We start from the raw sequence: 22,740 nt of genomic DNA, 5'->3' as shown, positions 1-22,740 counted from the left end.
GAAAAGGGCTAGAAGTTACTGGTTGATGCTGCTGATCTGTAAATGTTTAAAAGCTAATAAAATAAGGTTCAGTCATTTTTTTATATTCTTAATAACCGCTTCCTTTCTTAATTATAATATAGAAATGCCTTATCCTGAGTTCAGTATATAAATAATTTTCTATAACAATCCATGGGTGTATTTTTAAATACACCTTTTTTATTATGGTTAACATGTTTTTTTTACTTTTGTACCATTCTAAAAAAAATCTAAAAATGGAATCCTATACGGAAAGAATACTGATTACGGGTGCTTTGGGACAAATCGGCACCGAACTGACGAATAGACTTGTTGAAATCCACGGAGCAGAAAATGTAGTTGCTTCAGGACTGGACAGATGGCAAGAGGGAATTACCGCTGCGGGACACTATGAAAGAATGGATGTTACCAATACGCAATTGGTGAGACAGGTAGTGAAAGATTATGATATCACTACAGTGTATCACCTGGCTTCGCTTTTATCCGGAACTTCAGAAAAGCAGCCTATTTTTGCATGGAAACTGAATTTGGAACCTCTGCTGCATTTTTGTGAAATGGCAAAGGAGGGGCTTCTTAAAAAGATCTTCTGGCCAAGTTCTATTGCTGTGTTTGGAAAAGGAATTCCAAAAGAGAATGTAGCGCAGGATGTTGTTTTGAATCCAACTACAGTGTATGGGATTTCTAAAATGGCAGGAGAGAAATGGTGTGAGTATTATTTTGATAAATATGGGGTGGATGTAAGAAGCATCAGGTATCCCGGATTAATTTCCTGGAAGACTCCTGCAGGTGGAGGAACAACAGATTATGCTGTTGAGATTTTCTATAAGGCAATAGAGGAGGGGAAGTATACAAGCTTCATTTCTGAGAACACCGGAATGCCGATGTTGTATATGGATGATGCGATCAACGCCACACTAAAATTAATGGAAGCTCCAAAAGAAAGTCTGACGGTTCGTTCTTCTTATAACTTGGGTGGAATGTCATTTACTCCAAAAGAATTGGCGGAGGAAATTGCAAAAGAAATTCCGGATTTTACCATCGATTATCAACCCGATTTCAGACAGGCAATTGCAGATTCATGGCCGGCTTCAATTGATGATTCAGTGGCTAAAAAAGACTGGGGGCTGACGTATGATTTCGGAATTTCTGAAATGTCAAAAGACATGATCAAGAATCTGAAAGTAAAATTAGCTAAGGATTAATAATGTAAAGTAATACTTTAATTAAAAATTGCTTTAACTTCTGATTTTTAATATATTATAACTTTTATATAAAATTTAATTTAAATGATATTATTAACTTTTAACATGGTAAATATTGATGCTGACCCCAAAAAAGGGTTTCAAATTACCGATGAAGAAAGACTGAAAATCACAGAAGATAACACCAAAGCAATTCTTAGAATTTTAGATATTCATGATATTAAAGCCAGTTTTTTTGTAGAGGTTTCTCTCTCCGGAAAACTGCAGAATCTTATAAAAGCAATTTCATCCAAAGGGCATGAAATTGCTTTTTATAATAAAGACTCCAACCTTACAGAAATTGAAAATGCCAAGAAAGAAATTCAGGATCTTTTGGAAAAACAGATCAGAGGAATTCGTCAGAAGGAGGTAAAAGTACCTCAGGAAAATTTGAAATTATTGGAGTTTAATTATGTCTCCAATATCGATAATGCAGATATACTTTTCCCTTTCAAACGTCTCAAAAGAGATACGGAAATTACAGAAGAGGATGGCTTAAGTATTATCCCGGAAAGCATCTCTCCCTACAGTCAGCTCCCATACAATGATTTTGTATTTCAGATTCTACCCATGAAGTATTATCAGAATATGGTTTTAGAGACCCTGCAGAATGAAGAGTTTGTACTGATTTATCTGAACTCGTGGCAGTTTACAGATTTTAAAAAATACCGTTTTGATATTCCCTTTTACAGAAGCTTGTTTTCGGGCAAAAAAATGGAGGACAAATTAGATGCCCTCCTTACTTTTATCAACGAGAAAGAACTTGCCGTTTCCCGTATGAAAGATTATATTTTTTAGGTTGCAGGTTGCAGATGATAGGTAGTGGAGGTTAGGTGATAGAGGTTAGGAATCCTTTTTCCATTGCAAGTCCATTTGATTTCTCTTACTCTAAACTTTGAGCTTCGAACGCTGCTTCTGCATGCTCAAACCTTTTCGCTCTCAAACGCTCCAGCTCTCTCACTCCATTCCCACTAACTCAATTCAAAAAGAGTGATCTCAGGCAGTACACCCACTCTTCCTGGATATCCAAGCACTCCAAAGCCCCTGTTGACATACAGGAATTTACCTTCACTTTCATATAAATCTGCCCATTTTGGATAACGGTACTGAACCGGTGACCATTTTATATTCTTTAGATCCAACCCAAACTGCATCCCATGTGTATGTCCTGAAAGGGTCAGGTGGATGTCTGCGGGGTGTTTTTTTACCACATAATCAAAATGGGTAGGGTCATGGCTCATTAAAATCTTTGTAGCGGATTCCGGAACTCCTTTTAAAGCGTCATCGATTTTTCCGAATTGTGGAAATGGTTTCAGTCCCCAGTTTTCAACGCCCAGGATGTACAGTTTTTCTCCGTTTTTTTCAATAACCCTGTTTTCATTTCTCAGCATATCAAAACCTGCCTGCTTCTCATAGTCGATCAGCATATCAAGATTTTTCTTTTTGGCATCCGGAGAAGTCCAGCTTACGTAATCACCGTAATCATGGTTTCCAAGGACTGCAAACTTGCCGTCTTTAGCCTTTATTTTTGAAAAAAGAGGGATGAAAGGTTTGAATTCATCAGCTACATTATTCACCATATCTCCTGTGAATAAAACCAAATCGGGCTTCTGTTCATTGATAAGATCTACTGCATGCTTCAATTTGTCCGGATCAGAGAAACTTCCGCTATGAACATCAGAAATCTGAATGATCTTATATCCTTTGAAGCTCTTTGGAAGATTGGCGAACTTTACCTTAACTCTTCTTACGGTATGGCGATACTTGCCAAAAGTAATTCCATCTATGAAAAGGGCTGAGAGAACACCTCCCATTCCCAGACCTACAAGACTCAGAAATTTCCTTCTTTCCGGGAAGAATGTTTCCTTAGAGCCTATCATATTTACAAAGTAGCCCCCTATTCTGAATAAATCATCAATTAATAAAAATAAAACCACGAAAATTTTCGGAAAGATAAATATCAAAAATAATGAAATCATAATTTGAGGTCTTATCGTACTGCGGTCCGATCTCTGATAATGAGTTACTTCATAAGCGAAAACTCCATAAATAAGTAATGATATTACCCAATATCCAGTTCTTAACCAAAAATTATCGGTCAGAGTTCTTATGGCCTGATAGATGTAAATTTCCAGAAACAGGAAAATTCCGGCAATGATTAAAAAGTTCTTTTGCATAAGTCTGTTTTCAAAAAAAGCACAAAAGAAGACTTCCTTTGTGCTTTTTATATTTTTATGTTAAAAATTATCTTTTAAGGAAATCTGTAAACGAGAGCATTGATGTTCATTCCGGCACCTACCGAAGTCATCACAACATTCCCATTCTCTTTAAACGATTGACCATCCATTTTTCCTTTAATTATTAAATCATACATGGTTGGAATGGTTGCTACAGAGGTATTTCCAAAATCCTGAATTGTCATTGGAGAGATTGAATGATCGTATTCTTTGATGTCATAAAGCCTGTGAAGTCTTTCAATCATAGCATAATCCATTTTGGCATTGGCCTGGTGGATAAGGATTTTATCTATATCTTCAATAGAAAGTCCTGCATCTGTAATTGTATCTTTAATCGCAACAGGTACGTTTTTAAGAGCGTACTCGTAGATTTTTCTTCCCAGCATTCTTACATAAAGACGTCTTTGATCTACTTCTTTGTTGATAGAAGGTGCATTCTCAAGATAATTTAATTCAGGGCCATTGTCACAGATTGTATTGTGGGCAATAATTCCTACATTTTCGTTATCGGTAGCTTTTACCACGACTGCTCCGGCACCGTCAGCGAAGATCATTCTGTTTCTGTCGTGTGGATCTGTAACACGGCTTAGAGTTTCTCCTCCGATTACTAAAATGGTTTTTGCAACTTTAGCTTTAATTAAATTATCTGCTAAAATCATTGCTTCTACCCATCCCGGGCACCCGAAAAGCATATCGTATGTTACGCATTTTCTGTTTTTTATGCCTAGTTTATTCTTTACTCTTGCAGCCATAGTAGGCATGAAATCAGCATATCCATTCTCGGTAACCTCTCCAAAATTGCTCGCGTAAATAATATAATCCAGTTCTTCGCCGTCTACTTTTGCGTCTTCAAGGGCAATTTTTGCGGCTTCATAACCGATCTGTGAATTGGAAAGACCGTCCTCAATGAATCTCCTGTTTTCTATTTCTGTAATTTCTACAAACTTCGCAATAGTTTCTTCCACAGGCTTTTCTATCTTTACCCCATCCTCTGTGTAGAACTCAGAATTCATGAAGTAATCTCTACCAATAACTCTGTTCGGAATGTAAGATCCAGAGCCAATAATGATCGTATTCGGCATTCGTTTATATGATTTTTTTAAAGATGCAAAGTTAATAATTAATATTAATAACGGAGAATTAAAAATATTATTAAATTTGCAAAAATTGTACTTTACAATCTATGAAAAACAACTCGTCCTTAAAAGGCTTACTCATTGCAGCTGTGGCGTTTATCGTTGCCTTTGGGATCTACTTCCTTTTTTTAGCCAAGAAGAATTATTATGTTGTAGATAATCCTACCCCCAATACGTATTACTTTAAAATCAATAACGGTTCTGAAGGAATCATCTCAGCGGGGCAGTATGTGCATGTGGATTTGAATAAGGGAAAAAACTCTATTCAGGTTTTCGATCAGAATAAAAAAATGCTTTACGATTCAGCATTTGAAGTAAACAAACTTCGTGGTTTGATTAACATTTCCCACCAGGATTATTATGTTAACGATCAGTACTACGGATATAACCTTAAAAAAGATTCGTTACTTTTAGCGCTTGATAAGACTAAAATTGACGGAAAAGATTATTTCGGAGGAGCAAAGCGCTTCAATAAGCTTTACACTGAAGATTTTTATTACAATGTGGATGAAGATTACGATAAAGTGATCAAAAATATCCAGAAAGTGGAATCAAGATCCAAAATCTTCAGAAAGCAGGATTACCTAAATTATTATAAAGAATATTACAAGTTTTAAGTTTTGACAAAAGATATCACCAAAGTTACTCCCTACAATTCAGAGGCTACTAAGAAGAGCCAGGTAGAGGATATGTTCGACAATATTGCACCGAAGTACGACCTTTTAAACCGTGTTTTATCCATGAAAATTGATGTTTTATGGAGAAATAAACTGGTAAAATGGATGAAAAATGATAACCCGCAGGAAGTGCTGGATGTGGCTACAGGAACGGGAGACCTGGCTATTACCATCGAAAAAGGAACCGGCTCAAAAGTAGTTGGTTTAGATTTATCACAACAAATGCTGAATGTTGGCGTTATTAAAATAAAAAAACTTAAATTAGACGGCAAAATTTCCATGCAAAAAGGAGATGCGGAAAATTTACCTTTCGAGGACAATAGATTTGATGCTGTTTCCGTTGCATTTGGAGTAAGGAATTTTGAAAATCTTACCAAAGGTTTAGCAGAGTTAAGAAGAGTAGTTAAGGATAACAAAAGTGTTTATATACTGGAGTTTTCAAAGGTTGAGGGGTTGATGGGACCACTGTATATGTTTTATTTTAAAAATATATTACCTGCCATTGGCAGAATGGTTTCCAAAGATAATAGGGCATACACATACCTTCCGGATTCTGTAAATGCTTTTCCTTTCGGGGAGAAGATGAAGCAAATTCTTTTAGATACGGGATTTAAGAAAGTAGAATATAAAAAACTAAGTTTAGGTATAGCCACAATTTATAAAGCAACAAAGTAACCTATGAATAAATTTTTATTAAGAGCACTGGTTTTAGCCTCAGTAAATGTTGCCGTTTTTGCAGACGCGCAATTTAGAACCCGAAACAGAATGGACAAGTTGGAAGACTTCGACGAGCAGAAATTCAGTTGGGGTTTTTATTTGAACGGGAATAGACTGGACTACCGCATCGTATTGCACCCAAGATATGGGATGAACGATAATCAGAATCTTGTGACTTCTAAAGAAAGCTACAGTTTCGGTGCCGGGCTTATTGCAAAATGGAGACTGAACGACTATCTGGACGTGAGAATAGAACCAGGTTTACAGTTTGCACAAAGACAGTTGACTTTTAATACTCAATCTAATGACATCTATGCAGGTGGATCTTTAACCAATCCTCCTTTCATGCCGTTCCCTTTGCAGGATAAAGATAAAGTGAGAGAAATCAAATCTACATTGATTGATGTTCCCGTGCTTTTGGAACTTCATGGGCAAAGATGGTACAATTCAAGGCCTTACGTTGCAGCTGGGGTAAACTATATCGTAAATCTTCAGTCTAATGCAGCTTCTACGGATGATAATATGCAGGGAATTTTCAGATCTACCACGCACAACTTTGCATGGTCTGCTGAAATGGGAATCCAGTTTTATTTCAACAAATTTAAACTGACTCCTGCCATTAGAGGAACATTTTTCATGAATAACGAAAAAGTAGCTGATAATGCCAATACACCTCCTTACTGGGCGTCCGCAGTTTCTACATTACAGACAAGAGCAATCATGTTTGTTCTGAAATTTGAATAAGAAAAATTCATATTAAAAATACAAAGGAGGTGCTTTAGCATCTCCTTTTTTGTGGGTATACCAAAATATAAGGCTTTTTATTTTTGTTAGTGTTATTATTTTTTTATTTTTGCTTCTAGTTAGAATATACAAACCTGAAATGCTTCAAGATTTAGAAAACAATTTTTCAGAATTAGAAAAAAAGATTTTGGCTCTACAAAAGAATTATAAAAATCTTACTGAAAGTTTATCAGAACTAAGTGTTGAGCATGAAGAACTGAAAGTGAAATATGATGAGGAAAGACGAAGAAATCAGGTATTAGCAGAAGAACAAAAAAATATAAAACTTTATTCAGCAATATCAGGAAATCCTGAACACAATAGGTTAATGAAAAATCATATCAACAGATTGGTGAAAGAAATAGATTTCTGTATTGCACAGCTTCAAAACAGTGGATTATAATGGAGGTAAGGAGAATAACCGTAAACATTGCAGGAAGAGTATATCCGCTGAACGTACCCGCAGCAGAAGAAGAAACGTTGCGTAAAGTAGGGAAGCAGATAGAGAATATGATTAAAGATTTTGAACAAAACTTTGACGTAAGAGATAAACAGGATGCTTTAGCCATGTGTGCCCTTAAACTGGGAACCAATGCAGAAGTAGTTTCTGTTAACTACGAAAAAAATATTAATTCTACCAACGAGAGGTTAGCACAGATTAATCAATCGTTGAATGAAATCGGGAAATAGATTTTTTTTCCTGAAAAAGACTGCCTACAATAATTCTAACACATTAAAGGTAAACTCAACGCTAAGCAATTGCCGAACGAATGTCCATTAAATGGCGTGCCGGATTCCCGGATTACAGATAGTGGAAATCAGTTCAAATCGTGTTGATTAGGAGTTTACTCTCAATCCCTGGATTATTGTGGGCTTTTTTTATTGAAAAATATAAATACAATTAAAACTCAATATAAATTATGATAGAAGTTATAGTCGGCGTTGTTTGTTTAGTAATCGGGGCTGTCGTTGGAATGTTTTTTTCCAAAAGCTCACTGAATACTAAAGCAAAATTCATCATCGATGATGCCAATAAAAATGCCGAAAACCTTATAGAAAAAGCTAATGTACAAGCTGAATCCATAAAGAAAGAAAAGAACCTTCAGGCAAAAGAAAAATTCCTGGAATTGAAGTCTCAGCATGATGCTGACATTCAGTCTCGCGAAAAGAAAATGCAGGAAGTAGAAAAAAGAACAAAAGACAAAGAACACAAACTGAATGACGAACTTAGCAAGGTAGGAAAACTTGAAAAAGACTTAGATAAGCAGATTGCTGATTATTCTAAGAAAAATGAAGTTTTAGAAAGAAAACAACAGGAATTGGATACTGCTACCGCTAAAAAGGTTGAAGTTCTTGAAAAAATTTCTAATTATACCGCAGATGAAGCCAAAGCAGAATTGGTAGAAACCATGAAAGCTGAAGCTAAAACCAGAGCTCAGGCTCACGTTCAGGGTATTATGGAAGAAGCTCAGCTGAATGCTAAGAATGAAGCCAGAAAGATTGTTATTCAGACGATTCAGAGAATCGGAACAGAACAGGCTATCGAAAACTCAGTATCAGTTTTCAATATTGAATCTGATGAGGTAAAAGGTAGAATTATCGGTAGAGAGGGTAGAAATATCCGTGCTTTGGAAGCGATTACAGGAGTAGAAATTATTGTTGATGATACTCCGGAAGCCATTCTTCTTTCATGTTTTGATCCTGTAAGAAGAGAAATCGCAAGACTATCACTTCACAGATTGGTTACAGATGGTAGAATCCACCCTGCAAGAATTGAAGAAGTAGTAGAAAAAACAAGAAAACAAATTGAAGAGGAGATCATTGAAGTAGGAAAAAGAACAATTATTGATTTGGGAATCCACGGATTGCACCCTGAATTGATTAAAATTGTGGGGAGAATGAAGTACCGTTCTTCTTACGGACAAAACCTGTTACAGCACTCAAGAGAGGTAGCGAACATTGCTGCAACTATGGCTGCTGAGCTGGGATTAAATGTAAAATTAGCTAAGAGAGCTGGTCTGTTACACGATATCGGTAAAGTACCTGAGCAGGAGTCTGAACTTCCTCACGCTTTATTAGGAATGCAATGGGCTGAGAAATATGGTGAAAATCCGGAAGTAGTGAATGCTATTGGTGCTCACCACGACGAGATTGAAATGAAATCATTATTATCTCCGATCATTCAGGTAGCCGATGCTATTTCAGGAGCAAGACCGGGAGCAAGAAGACAGGTATTGGAATCTTATATCCAGAGACTGAAAGACCTTGAATCTGCTGCATTAAGCTTTGACGGAGTGTCCAGTGCTTATGCAATCCAGGCAGGTAGAGAGCTAAGAGTAATGGTAGAGAGCGGAAAAGTAAATGACGAAATTGCTTCTCAGCTATCTTACGATATTTCTGAAAAGATCCAGAACGAACTTACTTATCCAGGTCAGGTAAAAGTAACAGTAATCAGAGAGACGAGAGCTGTGAATATTGCAAGATAATAATCGGATTAAGATATTATATAAAAACCTTTCAAGAAATTGAAAGGTTTTTTATTTTTATCAAAATTTAAAAATGCAAGAACTGTCCCTGTCTTCAAAAATGAAGTACATTTTCTCTATTCCTGTTATTATTTCTGCCCTAGGCTATTTTGTAGATATCTATGACCTCCTTTTATTTGGGATTGTAAGGATTCCCAGCCTGAAGGCTTTAGGGCTCAATCCTGATGCTGACGGTACTTTTATTCTCAACTGCCAGATGGTAGGACTTCTGATTGGAGGCGTCTTCTGGGGTATTTTTGGAGATAAAAAAGGACGGCTTTCTGTACTTTTCGGCTCTATTCTGGTGTATTCTATAGCAAATATAGCATGTGGTTTTCTGCCTTATTTTCCAAAAGAACATTTAGTGTATCAATATGCTGGATTAAGGTTCATTGCGGGGATTGGCCTCGCCGGAGAGCTTGGAGCCGGAATTACCCTTGTTTCTGAAAGCCTGCCGAAGAGTTTAAGGGCGATTGGGACATCCGTTGTTGCCGGATTTGGATTAATGGGTGCGGTAGTTGCTCAGCTGACCGTAGAATTATCAGGGGGATGGAATATCTCTTACATCATTGGTGGAGTTATGGGAATCTTGTTATTAGTGCTTAGAATAAGCGTCTCAGAATCCGGAATTTATAAAAATATTGAACATAAAAGTGTCTCCAAAGGAGATTTCCTTTCCTTCTTTACCCATAAAGACCGTTTGATAAGGTATTTAAAATGCATTGCCGTAGGCTTACCCACGTGGTATTGCATAGGTATTCTGGCGGTTTTAGCCAATCAGTTTGCTCCTGAATTTGGAATTAAGGATCTTAATCCCGGAAAAGCAATCATGTGGGCTTATGTAGGGATTTCTGTCGGTGATCTGATGAGTGGTTTTATTTCTCATGCATTAAAATCCCGTAAAATGGCCATATTTTATATGTTGATTTTTACTCTGATTGGAGCCGCAATTATGTTGTTTGGAAATACCAATACTGAAACAAAATATTATCTGTTTTGCATATGGCTGGGCCTTGGAACGGGGTATTGGGCAATGTTTGTGACATTGGCAGCAGAACAGTTCGGAACCAATATCCGAAATACAGCAACCACTACGGTTCCGAATATGGTAAGAGGGTTGGTTCCTGTCATGATTCTGGCTTTTGATTCCCTGAAAGCTTATTTTTCTGTAATTGGGAGTGCCGCTATCGTGGGAGTGATTGTATTTGGACTTGCCTTTTACTCTGCACTTACGATCTCAGAAACCCATGATAAAGATCTTGAATTCACAGAATAGAATTGAAACCCGGATCAAGAGAACTTTTTCTCTTATAGGGACAATAATAAAGGGTGATTTATTTTCTGTTTAATAATTAATAAAATAAAATCTCTGTTTTTTAGTAGTTTAATTGGGTTTAAATCAATGTATTAGTTAAAAATATATTAAATTATGTTGCGAATAATTAATATTTGTTTAACTTTGGGAGGCAACTAAATTATATTGTTTAATCAAAATCAAATCACATGAACATTATTAAAAATGCTAAAAAATTAAGAAAAGAAGATCTGAAGAATATTACAGGTGGTATTGGAGGTTCCGGAATTGGAACTCCGGATGCTTCACTTTGCGGATGCAGTTGTACGGGAGCTGTAACAGGCCCTAAATACTGTGTTGAGCTAATTGGATGCCCACAGGTGATGACTTGCTAACCGATTGGTTATTTAAGATACTATTCAACTGAAATAAACATTTCCACATTTAACAGGCGGGACCCTTTTGATTTCAAAAGGGTCCCGCTGCTTTTACTGAATAATATAAAGAAGGCTGCCTATACTGATGGTGATCCAAAGAAGTACCGCCGTCACTAAAGGTTTAATCCCTATTGTTTTCAATGTTTGAATAGAAAGGCTGGAGCCTATAAAAAATAATGTCAGATTCAATCCTGATTTTGCAAAGGTGGTGATCTCACTGCTGAAACGGTCCATAAAAGGAAAATAAGTATTCAACAGAATAGCAAGGATGAAATACCCGATAAACCAAGGGATTTTTATTTTTGATTCTTTATTTTTAAAGATAAACATCGTGATCAGGGAAACGGGAATGATCCACAATGCTCTTGCCAGCTTTACAGTGGTTGCAATTTTTAAAGCTTCATCGCCATATTTACTGGCGGCACCTACTACAGAACTGGTATCATGGATTCCCACGGCACACCACAGACCAAACTGTTCCTGAGAGAGATGAAGCAGATGTCCAATAGCCGGGTATACGAATAAAGCAATAGAATTCAACGTGAAAACAATAGCTAAAGCCAGGGAAATCTGTTTTGTGCTGGGTTTAATAATAGGAGAAACAGCTGCAATAGCACTCCCTCCACAAATGGCGGTTCCTGCAGAAATAAGATAGGATAGCGGTCTTTCAAGTTTGAATAATCTCCCTAAAAAATATCCTAGAATCATCACGGTTAGAATGCTCACTACTGTTAACACTAACCCTGTTTTTCCTGCATGTAAAGCTTCATCCAATTTTAATCCAAATCCCAGGCCTACAATGGAAATTTGCAATAGTAGATGAATATATTGATGAAGATGTTTTTCAAAAGGGTTTCCGATAAAAACAGCCAGTAAAAATCCTAACGCCAGAGCTATAGGAGAGGAGATCAGTGGAGTAAGGCATAATACAGCCAGTATGATAAAAACGATTTTGCGTATTGTTTCATGTTGAATGAAATCTTTCATATTGCGAACTTTAAATTATGTTTCAAAATTCGGCAATATAGTATTACAAAGTAAATCGTATTTTGTTATCTTGAATAACTACAGGTTATAACTTAAATAATACCCCAAAGGACATTCTACATTGTACTTTATACATTGTACATTATAATTCCGTAAACCTTAAAAAAAGCTCTATCAGCTCAGATTGTTCCCCTTTTGGAAGAATGAAGTGAAAATCCCTTTCAATACTGAAATTTTTAATGTCTACGACAGTTAAAATATTGTTTTTCAGTTCGGTAAGGATCGTGCTGATGGAGAGAAAAGCCATACAGTCTGAATGGAGGAGGTAGTTTTTGATACTTTCGCTGCTTCCCAGCTGAATAACAGTGTTTAATTCATTGATATTGACTCCGTTATCTCGAAGTCTGTTTTGAATGAATTCAAGTGTTCCTGAACCTTGTTCTCTAAAAATCAGATTGATAGAGTACAGGTCTTTTATATTCAGTGTTTTGTGGGCTAATGAATGATTGGTTTTTGCAGCCAGCACAATTTCATCAGCTTTAAAAGATTTATAATCAAAGTAAGAAGATTGGGATTCTCCTTCAATAATGCCAAGATCTATTTTTTCATCTTTTAAAAGAGCAGAGATAGCTTCAGTATTCCCCGTAAGAAGTTCAATCTTAATATCTTTATAATAAGCATTGAATTTTGCTAAAATTTCCGGAAGGATATACTGGGCAACGGTTGTACTTGCTCCAATGATCAGTTTTCCTTTGTGCTGCTGATTGACCTGGCTGATTTCAAATTCAAGATCCCGATAAAGTCCTCTGATCTTTTCAGCATATTCATACAGGATATTTCCGCTTTGTGTCAGTTGTATAGAAGTTCCTTTACGGTCAAATAATTTTGCAGACAGTTGATTTTCAATTTCTTTGATGTGTTTTGTGACAGCCGGTTGAGAAATATGAAGCTCCTCCGAAGCTTTGGTAAAGCTTAGTCTTGAAGCCACAGTATGAAAAACTTTTAACCTGTAATCGAACATGCTGCAAAGGTAAGAATTATACTTATAAGTTAAGAAATAGCAGCTGTTATTTGAGTTTTAGAGTCTGGAATTTTAGCGGGGTAGTATAACAGTATTATTTTATTACACTATACATTACACAAACAGTCTCCTATAAAAAGTCCGAAATAGATTTATCCTGTTGGCTTTCATATCTTCTGTTTTTAGCAGCTCCTATTTTTTGTTTACTGTAAATACTGTTATGCCCCGAAAGAAGATAAGAAACAATACAGGCAATCGCTACATACACACCAGATTCAGCTCCGAACAATTCAATTCCCATTAGCATACAGGCAAGAGGGGTATTGGTGGCTCCGGCAAATACAGCTACGAAGCCCATTCCTGCCAATAATCCAAATGGAAGCGGAATAAATAGAGATAAAGCGCTTCCCAGTGTGGCTCCTATGAAGAACAGTGGAGTGACCTCACCTCCTTTGAATCCTGCGGAGAGGGTAACGATCGTAAAGATCATTTTCAAGGCAAAATCATATAAGGGAAGTTGTTGTTGAAAAGACTCTACAATGACAGGAACACCGAGTCCGATATATCTTGTGCTACCCAGCGCAAAAACAGCCAAAGCTATTATGATACCTCCGGCTACCGGGCGAAATGGCGGATACTGAATTCTTGATTTGAAAAAAGCTCCTGCCCAATGGATTATTCTGCTAAAGCCTGCAGCACAGATTCCGAAAGCTATTCCAGCCAGAATACTGTATAAAATGGGCAAAAATTCTAATTTAGGAATAAAATCAATATGATAATGAGTATGCTTAACGTTCCATAAATTGGTTGTCCAGTCTGCCAGTATAGCCGAAGCAAAAGCTGGAAAAATAGCATTGTAACGTATTTTTCCGATAAGAAATACTTCAAGTCCAAAGACGGCACCAGCCAGCGGGGTTCCGAAAACAGACCCAAAACCTGCGGCAATGGCAGCAATCAGTAATACTCTTCTTTCATTTCGATCAAGTTTAAAAGGCTTGCTAAGTTGATCCGCAAGAGCCGCAGCCATCTGAAGAGCGGTCCCTTCACGGCCGGCAGAACCTCCGAATAAATGAGTGACCATTGTTCCAAGATAAACAAAGGGAGCCATTTTAAAAGGGATAATTTCTTTCGGATCCAGAATATTATCGATCAGAATATTATTTCCTGCTTCAACATCTTTCCCCCAATAATAATATAAAAGCCCAATCAGAAAACCGGCAACAGGGAGTAGAGCGATCATCCAAAGATGGTTTTCCCTAAAACGGGTGACCCATTCCAATGACTGTAAAAATCCTGCTGAAGCGGTTCCTGCCAAAATACCGATAATAATACTGATCAACAGCCATTTTAAAATATAGGGCAGTGCCGGAAATTTTCTGAAGAAAAGATGGGTGTGAAAAACTGCTTTTTTAGCAAGTGTTCTTTGATTTTTTGACATAATAATCCTGATCAGTTATTGTTAATAATCTTTCAATCAGGCGTCATCAGCTTTTGTGGAGCGGTTGGGGAAGGAAGAACACCATTTCCTTTTTGATGATACAAATATAAAAAGAAGAATCTGTTTTTCAAAAAAACTGAAAAGAATTAAAGAAGTTTTAAATTTTATTATTCTTTATAATGAACAGCTTTATCAATTTCAAGAGGATTGTTGTACCTTCTAATCACTTCCTGCATACTTTTGGTCTGAGTATTGAGTTCATCAACACTATGGATCTCTTTTCCATTAATATTAATCTTTAAATCACTATTTGTTTTGCTGAAAGTATTTCTTTCAAAAGCAAAAGGATCATTGTAAAACTCTATCATTAGCTTATGCTTTTGTTTTTCGTTGATAGGGACTGCTTTATTTCCAAAGTTAGATTCTACAAAGTTTTCAGTGGAATAGGAATCTGGAAGTACCTGGCTTCTGACAAGAGTATAGATGAAATTTTTCCCTGCATCGGAGAGCTCAAAAATTAAGCCTGGAAGTCCGCGAAACTTAAATGGGCCTTCATTAAAAGGAATATCCTTACAAAACCATGCCGTCCAGCTTCTTCCCCCGAATCTTGTACTTGCTTTTTGCAAAATATAATTTTCAGATTTTTTAATTTCATCAGAAATAGTCCAATTGATTTTATCCATTGTTTTAAAAGAATAATACCCTTGTTTGATATTGATGTAATTTTCATTATCAAAAGAGTTGATTCTCCTTTTTATCACTTGGCCGGACATGTCTGTATAGTCAGAATTCATTCCGAATTTTTTATTCAAAGAATCCGTAATGGCCAGATTTTGCCCATAAAACTTCACTTCTTTGGAGCCAATATCCAGGATCATATTCAGTTTTTCAAGCCCATTTTCTGTAGAATCCATCTTGTATTGCATTTCATAGATAAATCGATGTATCTGGGACGGGCATAAAATGATAAGCAGTAAAGCAGATAATGTGAAAATATTTCTCATACTATGTATATTAAAAATGATGTTGTATGATATTAATCTAAATAGCAAATTTTTTATACTTGCTCATTATCTAGCTTTTTATCCCGTATTCACAGAAAAGGTTTCATCTCATCCTCAATCTGTGTTCTCAGTTCCATCAGGCGCTTGGCATACTTCTCCTGTTGTTTCTCCTCTTCGGTTTCAGGAATCCATTTGGGAACAGGGAGTTTTTTTCCGTTTTCATCCACCGCAACAAAGACAATGATACAATGGGTCTTTTTTTCAAATGTTGGCTGTTTCAGATTTCGTGAAAAAACATTGATCGAGATATGCATGCTGGAAGTTCCGGTAAAGATGACCTGTGCATCTACTTTTACTACCTCACCTATTTTAATAGGGTCATAAAAACGAATGCCACCCACATACACTGTTACGGAGTAATTTCCGCTCCAGGTAGTAGCACATGCATAACCAGCCTGATCAATCCATTTCATAACGCTTCCGCCATGTACGTTTCCTCCGTAATTAACATCCGAAGGCTCTGAAATAAACTGAAATGTAATAGGTTTGTTCTGCATCTTTATAAAATTTGAATAAAGTTATTTAATAATTTTCAAATTTTTAGATTAAATCCTACTTTTGAAAGACTAAATTCTTACAGACGAGAATTTTTATTAATTTAAGATTCATAAACAACAATGAAAAAAGTATTTCATCTCAATACCTGCGATACCTGCAGAAAAATATTAGCACAGTTTGACCTTACAGGCTGGGAGCTTCGAGAGATCAAAAAAGAACCGATTACAGAAGAAGAGCTTGCAGAGATGCATAAGAAAACAAAGTCTTATGAAGCATTGTTCAGCAAAAAGTCTACTCAGATCAAATTGAGAGGGCTGGATGTGAAGTCTTTAACTGAAAAAGATTATAAGGAACTGTTGCTGGATCATTATACATTCTTAAAAAGACCGGTTTTCCTTACTGATAAAGAAATTTTTGTAGGGAATGATAAGAAAAATGTGGAAGCTTTGCATGAGTTCTTTGGAACCCATGCATAAAAATACTGTCTGTTTTCCTTTGCTGAAGAAGTAATTTTCTTATCCATATTTTGTGATTTATTTTTAAATACTTAATTATTAAATACTTATCTTTATGATGACTAAAAAATAAAATCATGAAAACAAGTTTTTTAAAAATGAAAAGTCTTAACAGGTCAGCATTAAAGAAGATTGATGGAGGAGCAAGACCTCTTATTGTTAACTGCTATACCTTATGTGGACCAGCAGGGGGTGTCATTTCCAATACACCGGGAGTAGGTGACGCCTGTAGCCCGGACAGAAAGATTTGCTGTATTTGCTATTAAAAAAAAAGAGGTTGTAGAAAATACAACCTCTTTTTTTTAATGAATTTGAAAGTAAATAGAAGTTTCTATCAGTAGGGTGATTAAAAAAATTATCCATTATGATTTTTTATATTATTTTTTATTTGTGTTTTATTATTTTATTGTGATTTTTTATATTGATAATTTGAATTTGATTCATAATTGATTTGTTTTCGGCTGTTAATTGGCTATTTTATTAGGAAGTTCGTAAATTAGTGACCGCAAGACATTGAATTTCTTGGCTCCCTTAAAAAACACATTCATTCTTTTACAATAAAATAATTAAAACAGATTATGATGGAAAAACAATTCAATCCCGTAATTAAAGCGGTACAAAGCTTAAGGAAACTTTCGTTGGATATTAAGACCACAAATAAAGAAATTCAAACAAGTGATGATGAAATAAGACGGAAAATTGAAGACTGCGGAAAGCTAATTACCACTACAAATGATAGTATGGTTATTAACTTATGGATTAGAGAAAAAGCCAAACTGGTAGAGAATTCTAATGCTTTGCTTAAGGTTTTGGAAAAAATTGAAGAAAAATTTAAAGAAAAAGATGCTTCAAGTTTGGTCGGAATCTGGGAAACCCACGAAGAATATAAAAATTTGGTGTTGGACAATTTTGTGACACTGGAAAGAATGGGGAATACCATTTTTATGGATGCCAATCTTGAAAAATGGGGAGGTATCTGGAAAGATATAAAGACCTCTTTAAACAAAATATTGTCAATATCTGAAACCTATCATCTCAAGCTAAAAATGATGGAAACACTGGAACCTGATGAGATTGATACCTTAACAGAGGACATTCTTAATCATATCCCGTGGAATTACTCTGACGAAGATGCCTATCAGTATGAACAAGAATATCTGGTTGCCTATGGCGAAATAAAAGAATTACAGTCTAAGAAGAAAAATCTATGGGATAAAATCTTACATGTTTTAGCTGGAGGAATAGAGGAGACCCCGGCTCATAGAGTGCAGATGAGAAGATGGATGGATGGTGAAGGAGATAATGTATAATCCGGTATCCACCTGTCTGAAAAATAATTGATAAAAAAACCGCAGCTTTATTAAACTGCGGTTTTTTGTGTATTGATATTATACAAAAGGAGCTTTCACTACTTTTGCAGGAATATTTTTATTTCTTACCTGAATAAAGATCTCAGAACCTAATTTGAAATGAGGCTTGTCTACATAAGCAAGACCTAAACCGATCTTTTTCATTGGAGACTGTGTTCCTGAAGTTACTTTTCCAATTACATTGCCTTCTGCATCTACTACAGGGTAATCATGTCTTGGAACCCCTTTATCCTGTAATTCGAATCCAACTAACTTTCTTGTAACCCCCTCTTCTTTTTGTTTTGCAAAAATATCTTTGGAAACAAAATCTTTGTCAAACTTTGTGATCCATCCTAAGCCTGCTTCAATAGGAGAAGTGGTATCATCAATATCGTTTCCGTACAGACAGAATCCTTTCTCTAATCGTAAAGTGTCTCTGGAAGCTAATCCACATGGGATAATTCCTTCAGCTTCACCTGCTTTTATAATTTCATCCCAAAGCTGTTTTGCGCTTTCATTCTTAAAATAAATCTCAAAACCTCCACTTCCGGTATATCCTGTGTTTGAAATAATGATATCGTTTACGCCAGCCACACTTCCTACTGTAAAATGGTAGTAAGGGATTTCAGAAAGATTAACTTCTGTAAGCTTCTGAAGGATTTCCGTAGCTTTAGGTCCCTGAATTGCCAATAATGACATCTCATCAGATGCATTGGTCATTGTAGCTCCGAAAGTATTATATTTTGAAATATGATTCCAGTCTTTATCTATATTTGAAGCATTGACAACCACGAAATATTTATCATCTTCCATTTTGTAAACGATAAGATCATCCACAACACCCCCATCTTCGTTAGGAAGACATGAATATTGAGCTTTTCCGTTTTCCAAAGCATCTACATTATTGGTTGTTACCCACTGTAAAAGGTCTTTTGAACCGGGACCTTCGATGAAAAATTGTCCCATGTGGGAAACATCAAATAATCCTGCTTTTTCTCTTACTGCAAAATGCTCTTCCGTTACTCCTGAATATTGAACAGGCATTTCAAAACCTGCAAAAGGTACGATTTTAGCTCCTAAAGAAACATGAGTGTCGTACAAGGCTGTTTTCTTCATATTTAATTTATTTCTTTATTTTAAAACTGTTGAAAGTTTCATTAAAAAGGGTCATATAATTTCCGTTCCAGAATTTCTGACCACAGTTGATTGTTACCAGATATAGATCTTTGTCTTTTTGAAAAGCTCTGGTAGTCCAGAAAAGCTTCTCTTTTTCATCAAAATATTCGTAGAAATATTCTGTGTATCCTTTTTTACTCTTATTTTGCTTTATTTTATTCTCAGAATCTTCTGATTTATACAATGCCAGGATAAATTTTTTCATTTCTTCTTTTGGAAGACCCAGATCGTGATATTCAGAAATGGTAATAGCTCCGATTTCGCTGGTAGGAAAAATGTTGACAATATCACTGTCATTGGTAGATTTCCAGCCTTCAGGAACATTAATAGAATAATTGGGACTGTCGTAAACATTTGCTTTTTGTGCAAAAAGTAGACTTCCAAAAAATAAAGCAGATACAAGCAATATTCTTTTCATCTTTAAAAATGGTGTTTGTATTCTTCAAGAATGATCTTAAACCATTCTGTAAAATTTTCAGGAGTTTCAGCAATTTCTTTATCCAGATCTTCCGCGGATATAAATCTTATTTCTTCCACTTCATCTTTATTCAAATTAAAATCAGATTCAGACTCATGGTTTCCTACGAACACATGATCAAGTTCATGCTCCCAAAGACCTCCGCCTACATCAGCTTTATAGATAAAATTGAATTTTTCTGAAAGTTCTGTTTCAATGCCCAATTCTTCATTCAGCCTGCGTTTTGCTGCCTCCAGATAGGTTTCTTCCTTTCTGGGATGTGAACACACTGCATTGGTCCATTGATTGGGGGAGTGGTATTTTCCCGAAGCTCTTTTTTGAAGAAGCATTTCTCCTTTACTGTTAAATAGAAAAACAGAAAAAGCACGGTGTAATAAGCCATTGATATGAGCCTGTTGTTTTTCCATCAGACCCAAAACTTCATCTTTAGAATTTACTAAAACTACTAATTCTTCCATTTCTACAAATGTAAGCGTAATAAATGTATTTTGGAAATTTTTAGATAAACATCATGCGTTTGTAATGAAATTGAGAAGTAAAGGGACAGGATCAGGCTTGAAAAAAGAATAAAACAGCGGTTTCAAGCTTTTATATAAAAAGTATAATTCGGACTCTGGTGTTTTAAAATGAACTTTAACCTTATTTCTTATCTAAATACTATATTTCCTGTGTAAAATGAATTTCTGAAACGAAAATTTTTAATCATAAATGGTAAAATAACGAATAAAATGTTTATATTATTCATTAAATAACGTTTTTTGTAGTAAATTTTTAACATAAACTAAGATTCATGTGCTTGATAGTTGTAAAAACCCTAACTTTGTTACTTAATGTTAACCGATGGAATTAGAATACATAGAGCACATAAGTCCTATTCTTAAGGATGGAGTAAAAAATTACTTAATTGATATTGACGGAACCATTACAGATGATGTTCCTAATGAAGAACCGGAAAGAATGGTTACCTGTGAACCTTACCCGGATGCATTGGCAACAGTAAACAAATGGTATGACGAAGGACACCAGATTTGTTTTTTTACTTCAAGAACAGAAAATCTTAAACAAATTACCATTGATTGGCTGGATAAACACGGCTTCAAGTACCACAGTGTACTCTGCGGAAAACCAAGAGGCGGAAATTATCACTGGATAGATAATCACCTGGTAAGAGCAACAAGATACAAAGGCAGATTTACGGATTTGGTAGAGAAGCAAGTGACGATCGAAGTATTCAAAGAAGACGGAGAATAAAAAAATAATTCAAAGATTTAAAGATTAAATGAGAGCCTATCTCTTTAATTTTTAAATCTTTTTAATTTTAAATATAGTTGTATTTATGAAAGTTTTAGCAAACGACGGCCTGGATCAATCAGGAATTGATGCATTAGCAGAAAAAGGCTTTGAAGTTATTACAGCAAAAGTTCCACAGGAGTTTTTGGTGGATTACATTAATGAGCATAAGATCCGTACTTTATTGGTACGAAGCGCAACTCAGGTAAGGAAAGATATTATTGACGGTTGTCCTTCCATTGAAATTATAGGAAGAGGAGGAGTTGGTATGGATAATATTGATGTAGCATATGCTAGAGAAAAAGGAATCCATGTGATCAATACTCCATCTGCGTCCTCAGAATCAGTGGCTGAGCTTGTTTTTGCACATTTGTTCTCAGGAGCAAGATTCCTTCAGGATTCCAACAGAAAAATGCCTTTAGTAGGAGATACAGAATTTGCTGGACTTAAAAAAGCATATGCTGCCGGTATTGAACTGAGAGGAAAAACAATTGGAATTGTGGGAATGGGAAGAATAGGACAGGAAGTTGCCAGAATTGCTTTAGGTCTTGGTATGAGAGTCGTTGCTGCTGATAATAATGTAGGAAAAGCCAGTATTAAGGTGAAGTTTTACAATAACCAGTTTATCAATGTAGATATAGAAACAGAACCTCTACAGGATGTCCTGAAACATTCAGATTTTATTACTTTGCATGTGCCTGCTCAGAAAGACGGATATATGATAGGTAAGAATGAGTTTGAAATCATGAAAAACGGGGTTGCTGTTGTTAACTGTTCCAGAGGTGGAGTGATTGATGAAGCAGCATTAATTGAAGCATTGGATTCCGGGAAAGTGAAATTTGCAGGATTAGATGTTTTCATTAATGAGCCGACACCTTCCAAAGAGATACTGAATCATTCTAAAATCTCTCTGACTCCTCACACAGGAGCTTCTACACTTGAAGCTCAGGATAGAATAGGACTTTCCTTAGCAGAACAGATTTCAAGTATTTTGCAGATTCAATAATCAAGAATTTGAAATAGGTAATAGATGATAGATGGTAGGCAATAGCGCTGTCAACTCCTAACTCTTAACTTTTTTATATTAAGTTTAGGCTAAAGCCAATAGAATAGAAGCGGGTTCATTTTTTGAATCCGCTTTTTTATTCATATTATCAGGTTTCAGTATAAGATATTAACAAACAGTTTCTTTAAGTGGTATAGAGTACAAAGTGTTTTAACAACTAGGATTGCAATAGCGATTCACTTAGCAAAGCTGACATTCTCTGCTGAACGGACTAATACTGTGGGCAGAAAGTAAAATCAACTGAACAATTTGAAATTTCGGATAGGACAAAAAAACCGGAGAAGCAAAGCTTCTCCGGTTTTTCAAATGATTGCTGTGTGACAGCATCGATATCTTTTATTATAGATTGTTCTTGCTTTTCAACAAGTCTCTGATTTCTGCTAATAATTTTTGATCATCTGTAGGTCCTGCAGGGGCAGCTTCTTCCTTCTTGCTGATTTTGTTGGCTCCTTTAATGATCCAGAAAAGAACCATTGCAATACACAGGAAGCTGATAACGGCAGAAAGAAAATTACCATAAGCAACACCATTCCAGGTAAGCTTAGAGATGTTCTCAGCGCCCGCAGCTTTCAGGGCCGGGTTTAGTAATAAAGGAGTTACAACATCCTCTACTAAAGAAGTAACAATTTTACCAAATGCTGCTCCAATGATAACACCGACAGCCAGATCGAGAACATTTCCTTTAAAAGCAAAAGCTTTAAATTCCTTAATAAATCCCATAATTTATATTTTTTTAATTAGTATACACACAAAAATATAATTTATAAATGTAAAAACATTAAAAACTCATGTT

General features: G+C 35.8%; 26 protein-coding genes and 1 riboswitch. Of the genes, 15 read left to right on the top strand and 11 right to left on the bottom strand.

Annotation, left to right across the window (positions count from 1 at the left end; translation table 11 throughout):
* The first annotated feature begins 254 nt into the window (after positions 1 to 254).
* Both JML65_RS01085 and JML65_RS01080 read left to right on the top strand, forming a co-directional pair.
* Complete coding sequence (locus JML65_RS01085; RefSeq protein ID WP_047485731.1) at positions 255 to 1,220, top strand: NAD-dependent epimerase/dehydratase family protein; 966 nt, start codon at positions 255 to 257, stop codon at positions 1,218 to 1,220.
* Between the two features lie 84 nt (positions 1,221 to 1,304).
* Positions 1,305 to 2,057, top strand: coding sequence for a polysaccharide deacetylase family protein (locus JML65_RS01080; protein ID WP_047485468.1), 753 nt, complete (start codon positions 1,305 to 1,307; stop codon positions 2,055 to 2,057).
* Positions 2,058 to 2,230: 173 nt separating this feature from the next.
* Here JML65_RS01080 and JML65_RS01075 read toward each other — a convergent pair whose 3' ends face one another.
* Both JML65_RS01075 and JML65_RS01070 read right to left on the bottom strand, forming a co-directional pair.
* Complete coding sequence (locus JML65_RS01075; RefSeq protein ID WP_202269653.1) at positions 2,231 to 3,436, bottom strand: metallophosphoesterase; 1,206 nt, start codon at positions 3,434 to 3,436, stop codon at positions 2,231 to 2,233.
* Positions 3,437 to 3,510: 74 nt separating this feature from the next.
* Entirely contained in the window at positions 3,511 to 4,578 is a 1,068-nt protein-coding gene (locus tag JML65_RS01070) for a 3-oxoacyl-ACP synthase III family protein (protein WP_084086026.1), read from the bottom strand.
* Between the two features lie 101 nt (positions 4,579 to 4,679).
* Here JML65_RS01070 and JML65_RS01065 point away from each other — a divergent pair, with 101 nt between their 5' ends.
* The 8 genes from JML65_RS01065 (at position 4,680) to JML65_RS01030 (ending at position 11,023) form a co-directional block, all read left to right on the top strand.
* Positions 4,680 to 5,249: a hypothetical protein gene (locus JML65_RS01065; RefSeq protein WP_047485462.1), complete on the top strand. Its 570-nt coding sequence runs from the start codon at positions 4,680 to 4,682 to the stop codon at positions 5,247 to 5,249.
* A gap of 3 nt (positions 5,250 to 5,252) precedes the next feature.
* Positions 5,253 to 5,984, top strand: coding sequence for a bifunctional demethylmenaquinone methyltransferase/2-methoxy-6-polyprenyl-1,4-benzoquinol methylase UbiE (gene ubiE, locus JML65_RS01060; RefSeq protein ID WP_047485460.1), 732 nt, complete (start codon positions 5,253 to 5,255; stop codon positions 5,982 to 5,984).
* Between the two features lie 3 nt (positions 5,985 to 5,987).
* Positions 5,988 to 6,770, top strand: a complete 783-nt coding sequence (locus JML65_RS01055; RefSeq protein WP_047485458.1) for a porin family protein — start codon at positions 5,988 to 5,990, stop codon at positions 6,768 to 6,770.
* A 139-nt stretch (positions 6,771 to 6,909) separates the two neighbouring features.
* Complete coding sequence (locus JML65_RS01050; protein WP_047485456.1) at positions 6,910 to 7,212, top strand: hypothetical protein; 303 nt, start codon at positions 6,910 to 6,912, stop codon at positions 7,210 to 7,212.
* Positions 7,212 to 7,499 carry a cell division protein ZapA gene (locus JML65_RS01045; RefSeq protein ID WP_047485454.1) on the top strand — a complete coding sequence of 96 codons (288 nt, stop codon included), beginning with the start codon at positions 7,212 to 7,214 and terminating at the stop codon, positions 7,497 to 7,499. Before JML65_RS01050 ends, JML65_RS01045 begins: the two co-directional genes overlap by 1 nt.
* 230 nt (positions 7,500 to 7,729) lie before the next feature.
* Positions 7,730 to 9,295 carry a ribonuclease Y gene (gene rny, locus JML65_RS01040; protein ID WP_047485450.1) on the top strand — a complete coding sequence of 522 codons (1,566 nt, stop codon included), beginning with the start codon at positions 7,730 to 7,732 and terminating at the stop codon, positions 9,293 to 9,295.
* A gap of 73 nt (positions 9,296 to 9,368) precedes the next feature.
* Positions 9,369 to 10,610 carry an MFS transporter gene (locus JML65_RS01035; RefSeq protein ID WP_202269652.1) on the top strand — a complete coding sequence of 414 codons (1,242 nt, stop codon included), beginning with the start codon at positions 9,369 to 9,371 and terminating at the stop codon, positions 10,608 to 10,610.
* Between the two features lie 227 nt (positions 10,611 to 10,837).
* Complete coding sequence (locus JML65_RS01030; protein WP_047485441.1) at positions 10,838 to 11,023, top strand: hypothetical protein; 186 nt, start codon at positions 10,838 to 10,840, stop codon at positions 11,021 to 11,023.
* Positions 11,024 to 11,116: 93 nt separating this feature from the next.
* Here JML65_RS01030 and JML65_RS01025 read toward each other — a convergent pair whose 3' ends face one another.
* The 5 genes from JML65_RS01025 to JML65_RS01005 all read right to left on the bottom strand — a co-directional run bounded on the left by JML65_RS01025 (position 11,117) and on the right by JML65_RS01005 (position 16,072).
* Positions 11,117 to 12,052 (bottom strand): YeiH family protein, encoded by a 936-nt coding sequence (locus JML65_RS01025; RefSeq protein WP_084086021.1) that lies wholly within the window; start codon positions 12,050 to 12,052, stop codon positions 11,117 to 11,119.
* A gap of 142 nt (positions 12,053 to 12,194) precedes the next feature.
* Positions 12,195 to 13,073: a LysR substrate-binding domain-containing protein gene (locus JML65_RS01020; protein WP_202269651.1), complete on the bottom strand. Its 879-nt coding sequence runs from the start codon at positions 13,071 to 13,073 to the stop codon at positions 12,195 to 12,197.
* Positions 13,074 to 13,203: 130 nt separating this feature from the next.
* The gene (locus JML65_RS01015) at positions 13,204 to 14,511 is read right to left on the bottom strand and encodes a voltage-gated chloride channel family protein (RefSeq protein WP_202269650.1); all 1,308 of its coding nucleotides are present in this window, start codon (positions 14,509 to 14,511) and stop codon (positions 13,204 to 13,206) included.
* 30 nt (positions 14,512 to 14,541) lie between these two features.
* A riboswitch (Fluoride riboswitch) is annotated at positions 14,542 to 14,609 on the bottom strand.
* 69 nt (positions 14,610 to 14,678) lie between these two features.
* Positions 14,679 to 15,515, bottom strand: coding sequence for a GLPGLI family protein (locus JML65_RS01010; RefSeq protein ID WP_202269649.1), 837 nt, complete (start codon positions 15,513 to 15,515; stop codon positions 14,679 to 14,681).
* An 89-nt stretch (positions 15,516 to 15,604) separates the two neighbouring features.
* Positions 15,605 to 16,072, bottom strand: coding sequence for an acyl-CoA thioesterase (locus JML65_RS01005; protein WP_047485434.1), 468 nt, complete (start codon positions 16,070 to 16,072; stop codon positions 15,605 to 15,607).
* A gap of 120 nt (positions 16,073 to 16,192) precedes the next feature.
* Here JML65_RS01005 and JML65_RS01000 point away from each other — a divergent pair, with 120 nt between their 5' ends.
* From JML65_RS01000 to JML65_RS00990, 3 genes are all read left to right on the top strand, one after another.
* Complete coding sequence (locus JML65_RS01000) at positions 16,193 to 16,549, top strand: arsenate reductase family protein (protein WP_047485432.1); 357 nt, start codon at positions 16,193 to 16,195, stop codon at positions 16,547 to 16,549.
* Between the two features lie 116 nt (positions 16,550 to 16,665).
* The gene (locus JML65_RS00995; RefSeq protein ID WP_047485430.1) at positions 16,666 to 16,854 is read left to right on the top strand and encodes a hypothetical protein; all 189 of its coding nucleotides are present in this window, start codon (positions 16,666 to 16,668) and stop codon (positions 16,852 to 16,854) included.
* 312 nt (positions 16,855 to 17,166) lie between these two features.
* Positions 17,167 to 17,898, top strand: a complete 732-nt coding sequence (locus tag JML65_RS00990; RefSeq protein WP_202269648.1) for a hypothetical protein — start codon at positions 17,167 to 17,169, stop codon at positions 17,896 to 17,898.
* Positions 17,899 to 17,976: 78 nt separating this feature from the next.
* Here the strand turns inward: JML65_RS00990 and gcvT are convergent, their stop codons facing one another.
* From gcvT to idi, 3 genes are read right to left on the bottom strand one after another with little or no spacing between them, the layout of a single operon-like run.
* Positions 17,977 to 19,053 (bottom strand): glycine cleavage system aminomethyltransferase GcvT, encoded by a 1,077-nt coding sequence (gcvT, locus tag JML65_RS00985; RefSeq protein WP_047485426.1) that lies wholly within the window; start codon positions 19,051 to 19,053, stop codon positions 17,977 to 17,979.
* Between the two features lie 7 nt (positions 19,054 to 19,060).
* Complete coding sequence (locus JML65_RS00980; protein ID WP_047485424.1) at positions 19,061 to 19,531, bottom strand: hypothetical protein; 471 nt, start codon at positions 19,529 to 19,531, stop codon at positions 19,061 to 19,063.
* Between the two features lie 2 nt (positions 19,532 to 19,533).
* The gene (idi, locus tag JML65_RS00975) at positions 19,534 to 20,049 is read right to left on the bottom strand and encodes an isopentenyl-diphosphate Delta-isomerase (RefSeq protein WP_115917183.1); all 516 of its coding nucleotides are present in this window, start codon (positions 20,047 to 20,049) and stop codon (positions 19,534 to 19,536) included.
* A 382-nt stretch (positions 20,050 to 20,431) separates the two neighbouring features.
* Between idi and JML65_RS00970 the strand changes: the two genes are divergently transcribed.
* Both JML65_RS00970 and JML65_RS00965 read left to right on the top strand, forming a co-directional pair.
* On the top strand, positions 20,432 to 20,842 hold the full coding sequence (locus JML65_RS00970) for a phosphoheptose isomerase (protein WP_047485420.1): 411 nt from the start codon (positions 20,432 to 20,434) through the stop codon (positions 20,840 to 20,842).
* A gap of 85 nt (positions 20,843 to 20,927) precedes the next feature.
* Positions 20,928 to 21,887: a D-2-hydroxyacid dehydrogenase gene (locus tag JML65_RS00965; RefSeq protein ID WP_047485418.1), complete on the top strand. Its 960-nt coding sequence runs from the start codon at positions 20,928 to 20,930 to the stop codon at positions 21,885 to 21,887.
* 399 nt (positions 21,888 to 22,286) lie between these two features.
* On the opposite strand, the gene mscL is transcribed toward JML65_RS00965, so the two are convergent.
* A complete protein-coding gene (gene mscL, locus JML65_RS00960) occupies positions 22,287 to 22,667 on the bottom strand; it encodes a large conductance mechanosensitive channel protein MscL (RefSeq protein ID WP_084086017.1) in 381 nt (126 codons plus the stop codon).
* Positions 22,668 to 22,740: the final 73 nt, after the last annotated feature.

Source organism: Chryseobacterium sp. KMC2 (assembly GCF_016756935.1).
GTDB lineage: Bacteria > Bacteroidota > Bacteroidia > Flavobacteriales > Weeksellaceae > Chryseobacterium > Chryseobacterium rhizosphaerae.
The sequence above is the reverse complement of the archived record's forward strand: the minus strand, read 5'-3'. Positions and strand labels throughout refer to the sequence as shown.

What these genes read in the sequence shown, in the direction of transcription:
- JML65_RS01085 (WP_047485731.1), top strand. Translation starts at nt 255, where the DNA reads ATGGAATCCTATACGGAAAGAATACTGATTACGGGTGCTTTGGGACAA.
- JML65_RS01080 (WP_047485468.1), top strand. Translation starts at nt 1,305, where the DNA reads ATGATATTATTAACTTTTAACATGGTAAATATTGATGCTGACCCCAAA.
- JML65_RS01075 (WP_202269653.1), bottom strand. Translation starts at nt 3,436, where the DNA reads ATGCAAAAGAACTTTTTAATCATTGCCGGAATTTTCCTGTTTCTGGAA.
- JML65_RS01070 (WP_084086026.1), bottom strand. Translation starts at nt 4,578, where the DNA reads ATGCCGAATACGATCATTATTGGCTCTGGATCTTACATTCCGAACAGA.
- JML65_RS01065 (WP_047485462.1), top strand. Translation starts at nt 4,680, where the DNA reads ATGAAAAACAACTCGTCCTTAAAAGGCTTACTCATTGCAGCTGTGGCG.
- JML65_RS01055 (WP_047485458.1), top strand. Translation starts at nt 5,988, where the DNA reads ATGAATAAATTTTTATTAAGAGCACTGGTTTTAGCCTCAGTAAATGTT.
- JML65_RS01050 (WP_047485456.1), top strand. Translation starts at nt 6,910, where the DNA reads ATGCTTCAAGATTTAGAAAACAATTTTTCAGAATTAGAAAAAAAGATT.
- JML65_RS01045 (WP_047485454.1), top strand. Translation starts at nt 7,212, where the DNA reads ATGGAGGTAAGGAGAATAACCGTAAACATTGCAGGAAGAGTATATCCG.
- rny (WP_047485450.1), top strand. Translation starts at nt 7,730, where the DNA reads ATGATAGAAGTTATAGTCGGCGTTGTTTGTTTAGTAATCGGGGCTGTC.
- JML65_RS01035 (WP_202269652.1), top strand. Translation starts at nt 9,369, where the DNA reads ATGCAAGAACTGTCCCTGTCTTCAAAAATGAAGTACATTTTCTCTATT.
- JML65_RS01030 (WP_047485441.1), top strand. Translation starts at nt 10,838, where the DNA reads ATGAACATTATTAAAAATGCTAAAAAATTAAGAAAAGAAGATCTGAAG.
- JML65_RS01025 (WP_084086021.1), bottom strand. Translation starts at nt 12,052, where the DNA reads ATGAAAGATTTCATTCAACATGAAACAATACGCAAAATCGTTTTTATC.
- JML65_RS01020 (WP_202269651.1), bottom strand. Translation starts at nt 13,073, where the DNA reads ATGTTCGATTACAGGTTAAAAGTTTTTCATACTGTGGCTTCAAGACTA.
- JML65_RS01015 (WP_202269650.1), bottom strand. Translation starts at nt 14,511, where the DNA reads ATGTCAAAAAATCAAAGAACACTTGCTAAAAAAGCAGTTTTTCACACC.
- JML65_RS01010 (WP_202269649.1), bottom strand. Translation starts at nt 15,515, where the DNA reads ATGAGAAATATTTTCACATTATCTGCTTTACTGCTTATCATTTTATGC.
- JML65_RS01005 (WP_047485434.1), bottom strand. Translation starts at nt 16,072, where the DNA reads ATGCAGAACAAACCTATTACATTTCAGTTTATTTCAGAGCCTTCGGAT.
- JML65_RS01000 (WP_047485432.1), top strand. Translation starts at nt 16,193, where the DNA reads ATGAAAAAAGTATTTCATCTCAATACCTGCGATACCTGCAGAAAAATA.
- JML65_RS00995 (WP_047485430.1), top strand. Translation starts at nt 16,666, where the DNA reads ATGAAAACAAGTTTTTTAAAAATGAAAAGTCTTAACAGGTCAGCATTA.
- JML65_RS00990 (WP_202269648.1), top strand. Translation starts at nt 17,167, where the DNA reads ATGATGGAAAAACAATTCAATCCCGTAATTAAAGCGGTACAAAGCTTA.
- gcvT (WP_047485426.1), bottom strand. Translation starts at nt 19,053, where the DNA reads ATGAAGAAAACAGCCTTGTACGACACTCATGTTTCTTTAGGAGCTAAA.
- JML65_RS00980 (WP_047485424.1), bottom strand. Translation starts at nt 19,531, where the DNA reads ATGAAAAGAATATTGCTTGTATCTGCTTTATTTTTTGGAAGTCTACTT.
- idi (WP_115917183.1), bottom strand. Translation starts at nt 20,049, where the DNA reads ATGGAAGAATTAGTAGTTTTAGTAAATTCTAAAGATGAAGTTTTGGGT.
- JML65_RS00970 (WP_047485420.1), top strand. Translation starts at nt 20,432, where the DNA reads ATGGAATTAGAATACATAGAGCACATAAGTCCTATTCTTAAGGATGGA.
- JML65_RS00965 (WP_047485418.1), top strand. Translation starts at nt 20,928, where the DNA reads ATGAAAGTTTTAGCAAACGACGGCCTGGATCAATCAGGAATTGATGCA.
- mscL (WP_084086017.1), bottom strand. Translation starts at nt 22,667, where the DNA reads ATGGGATTTATTAAGGAATTTAAAGCTTTTGCTTTTAAAGGAAATGTT.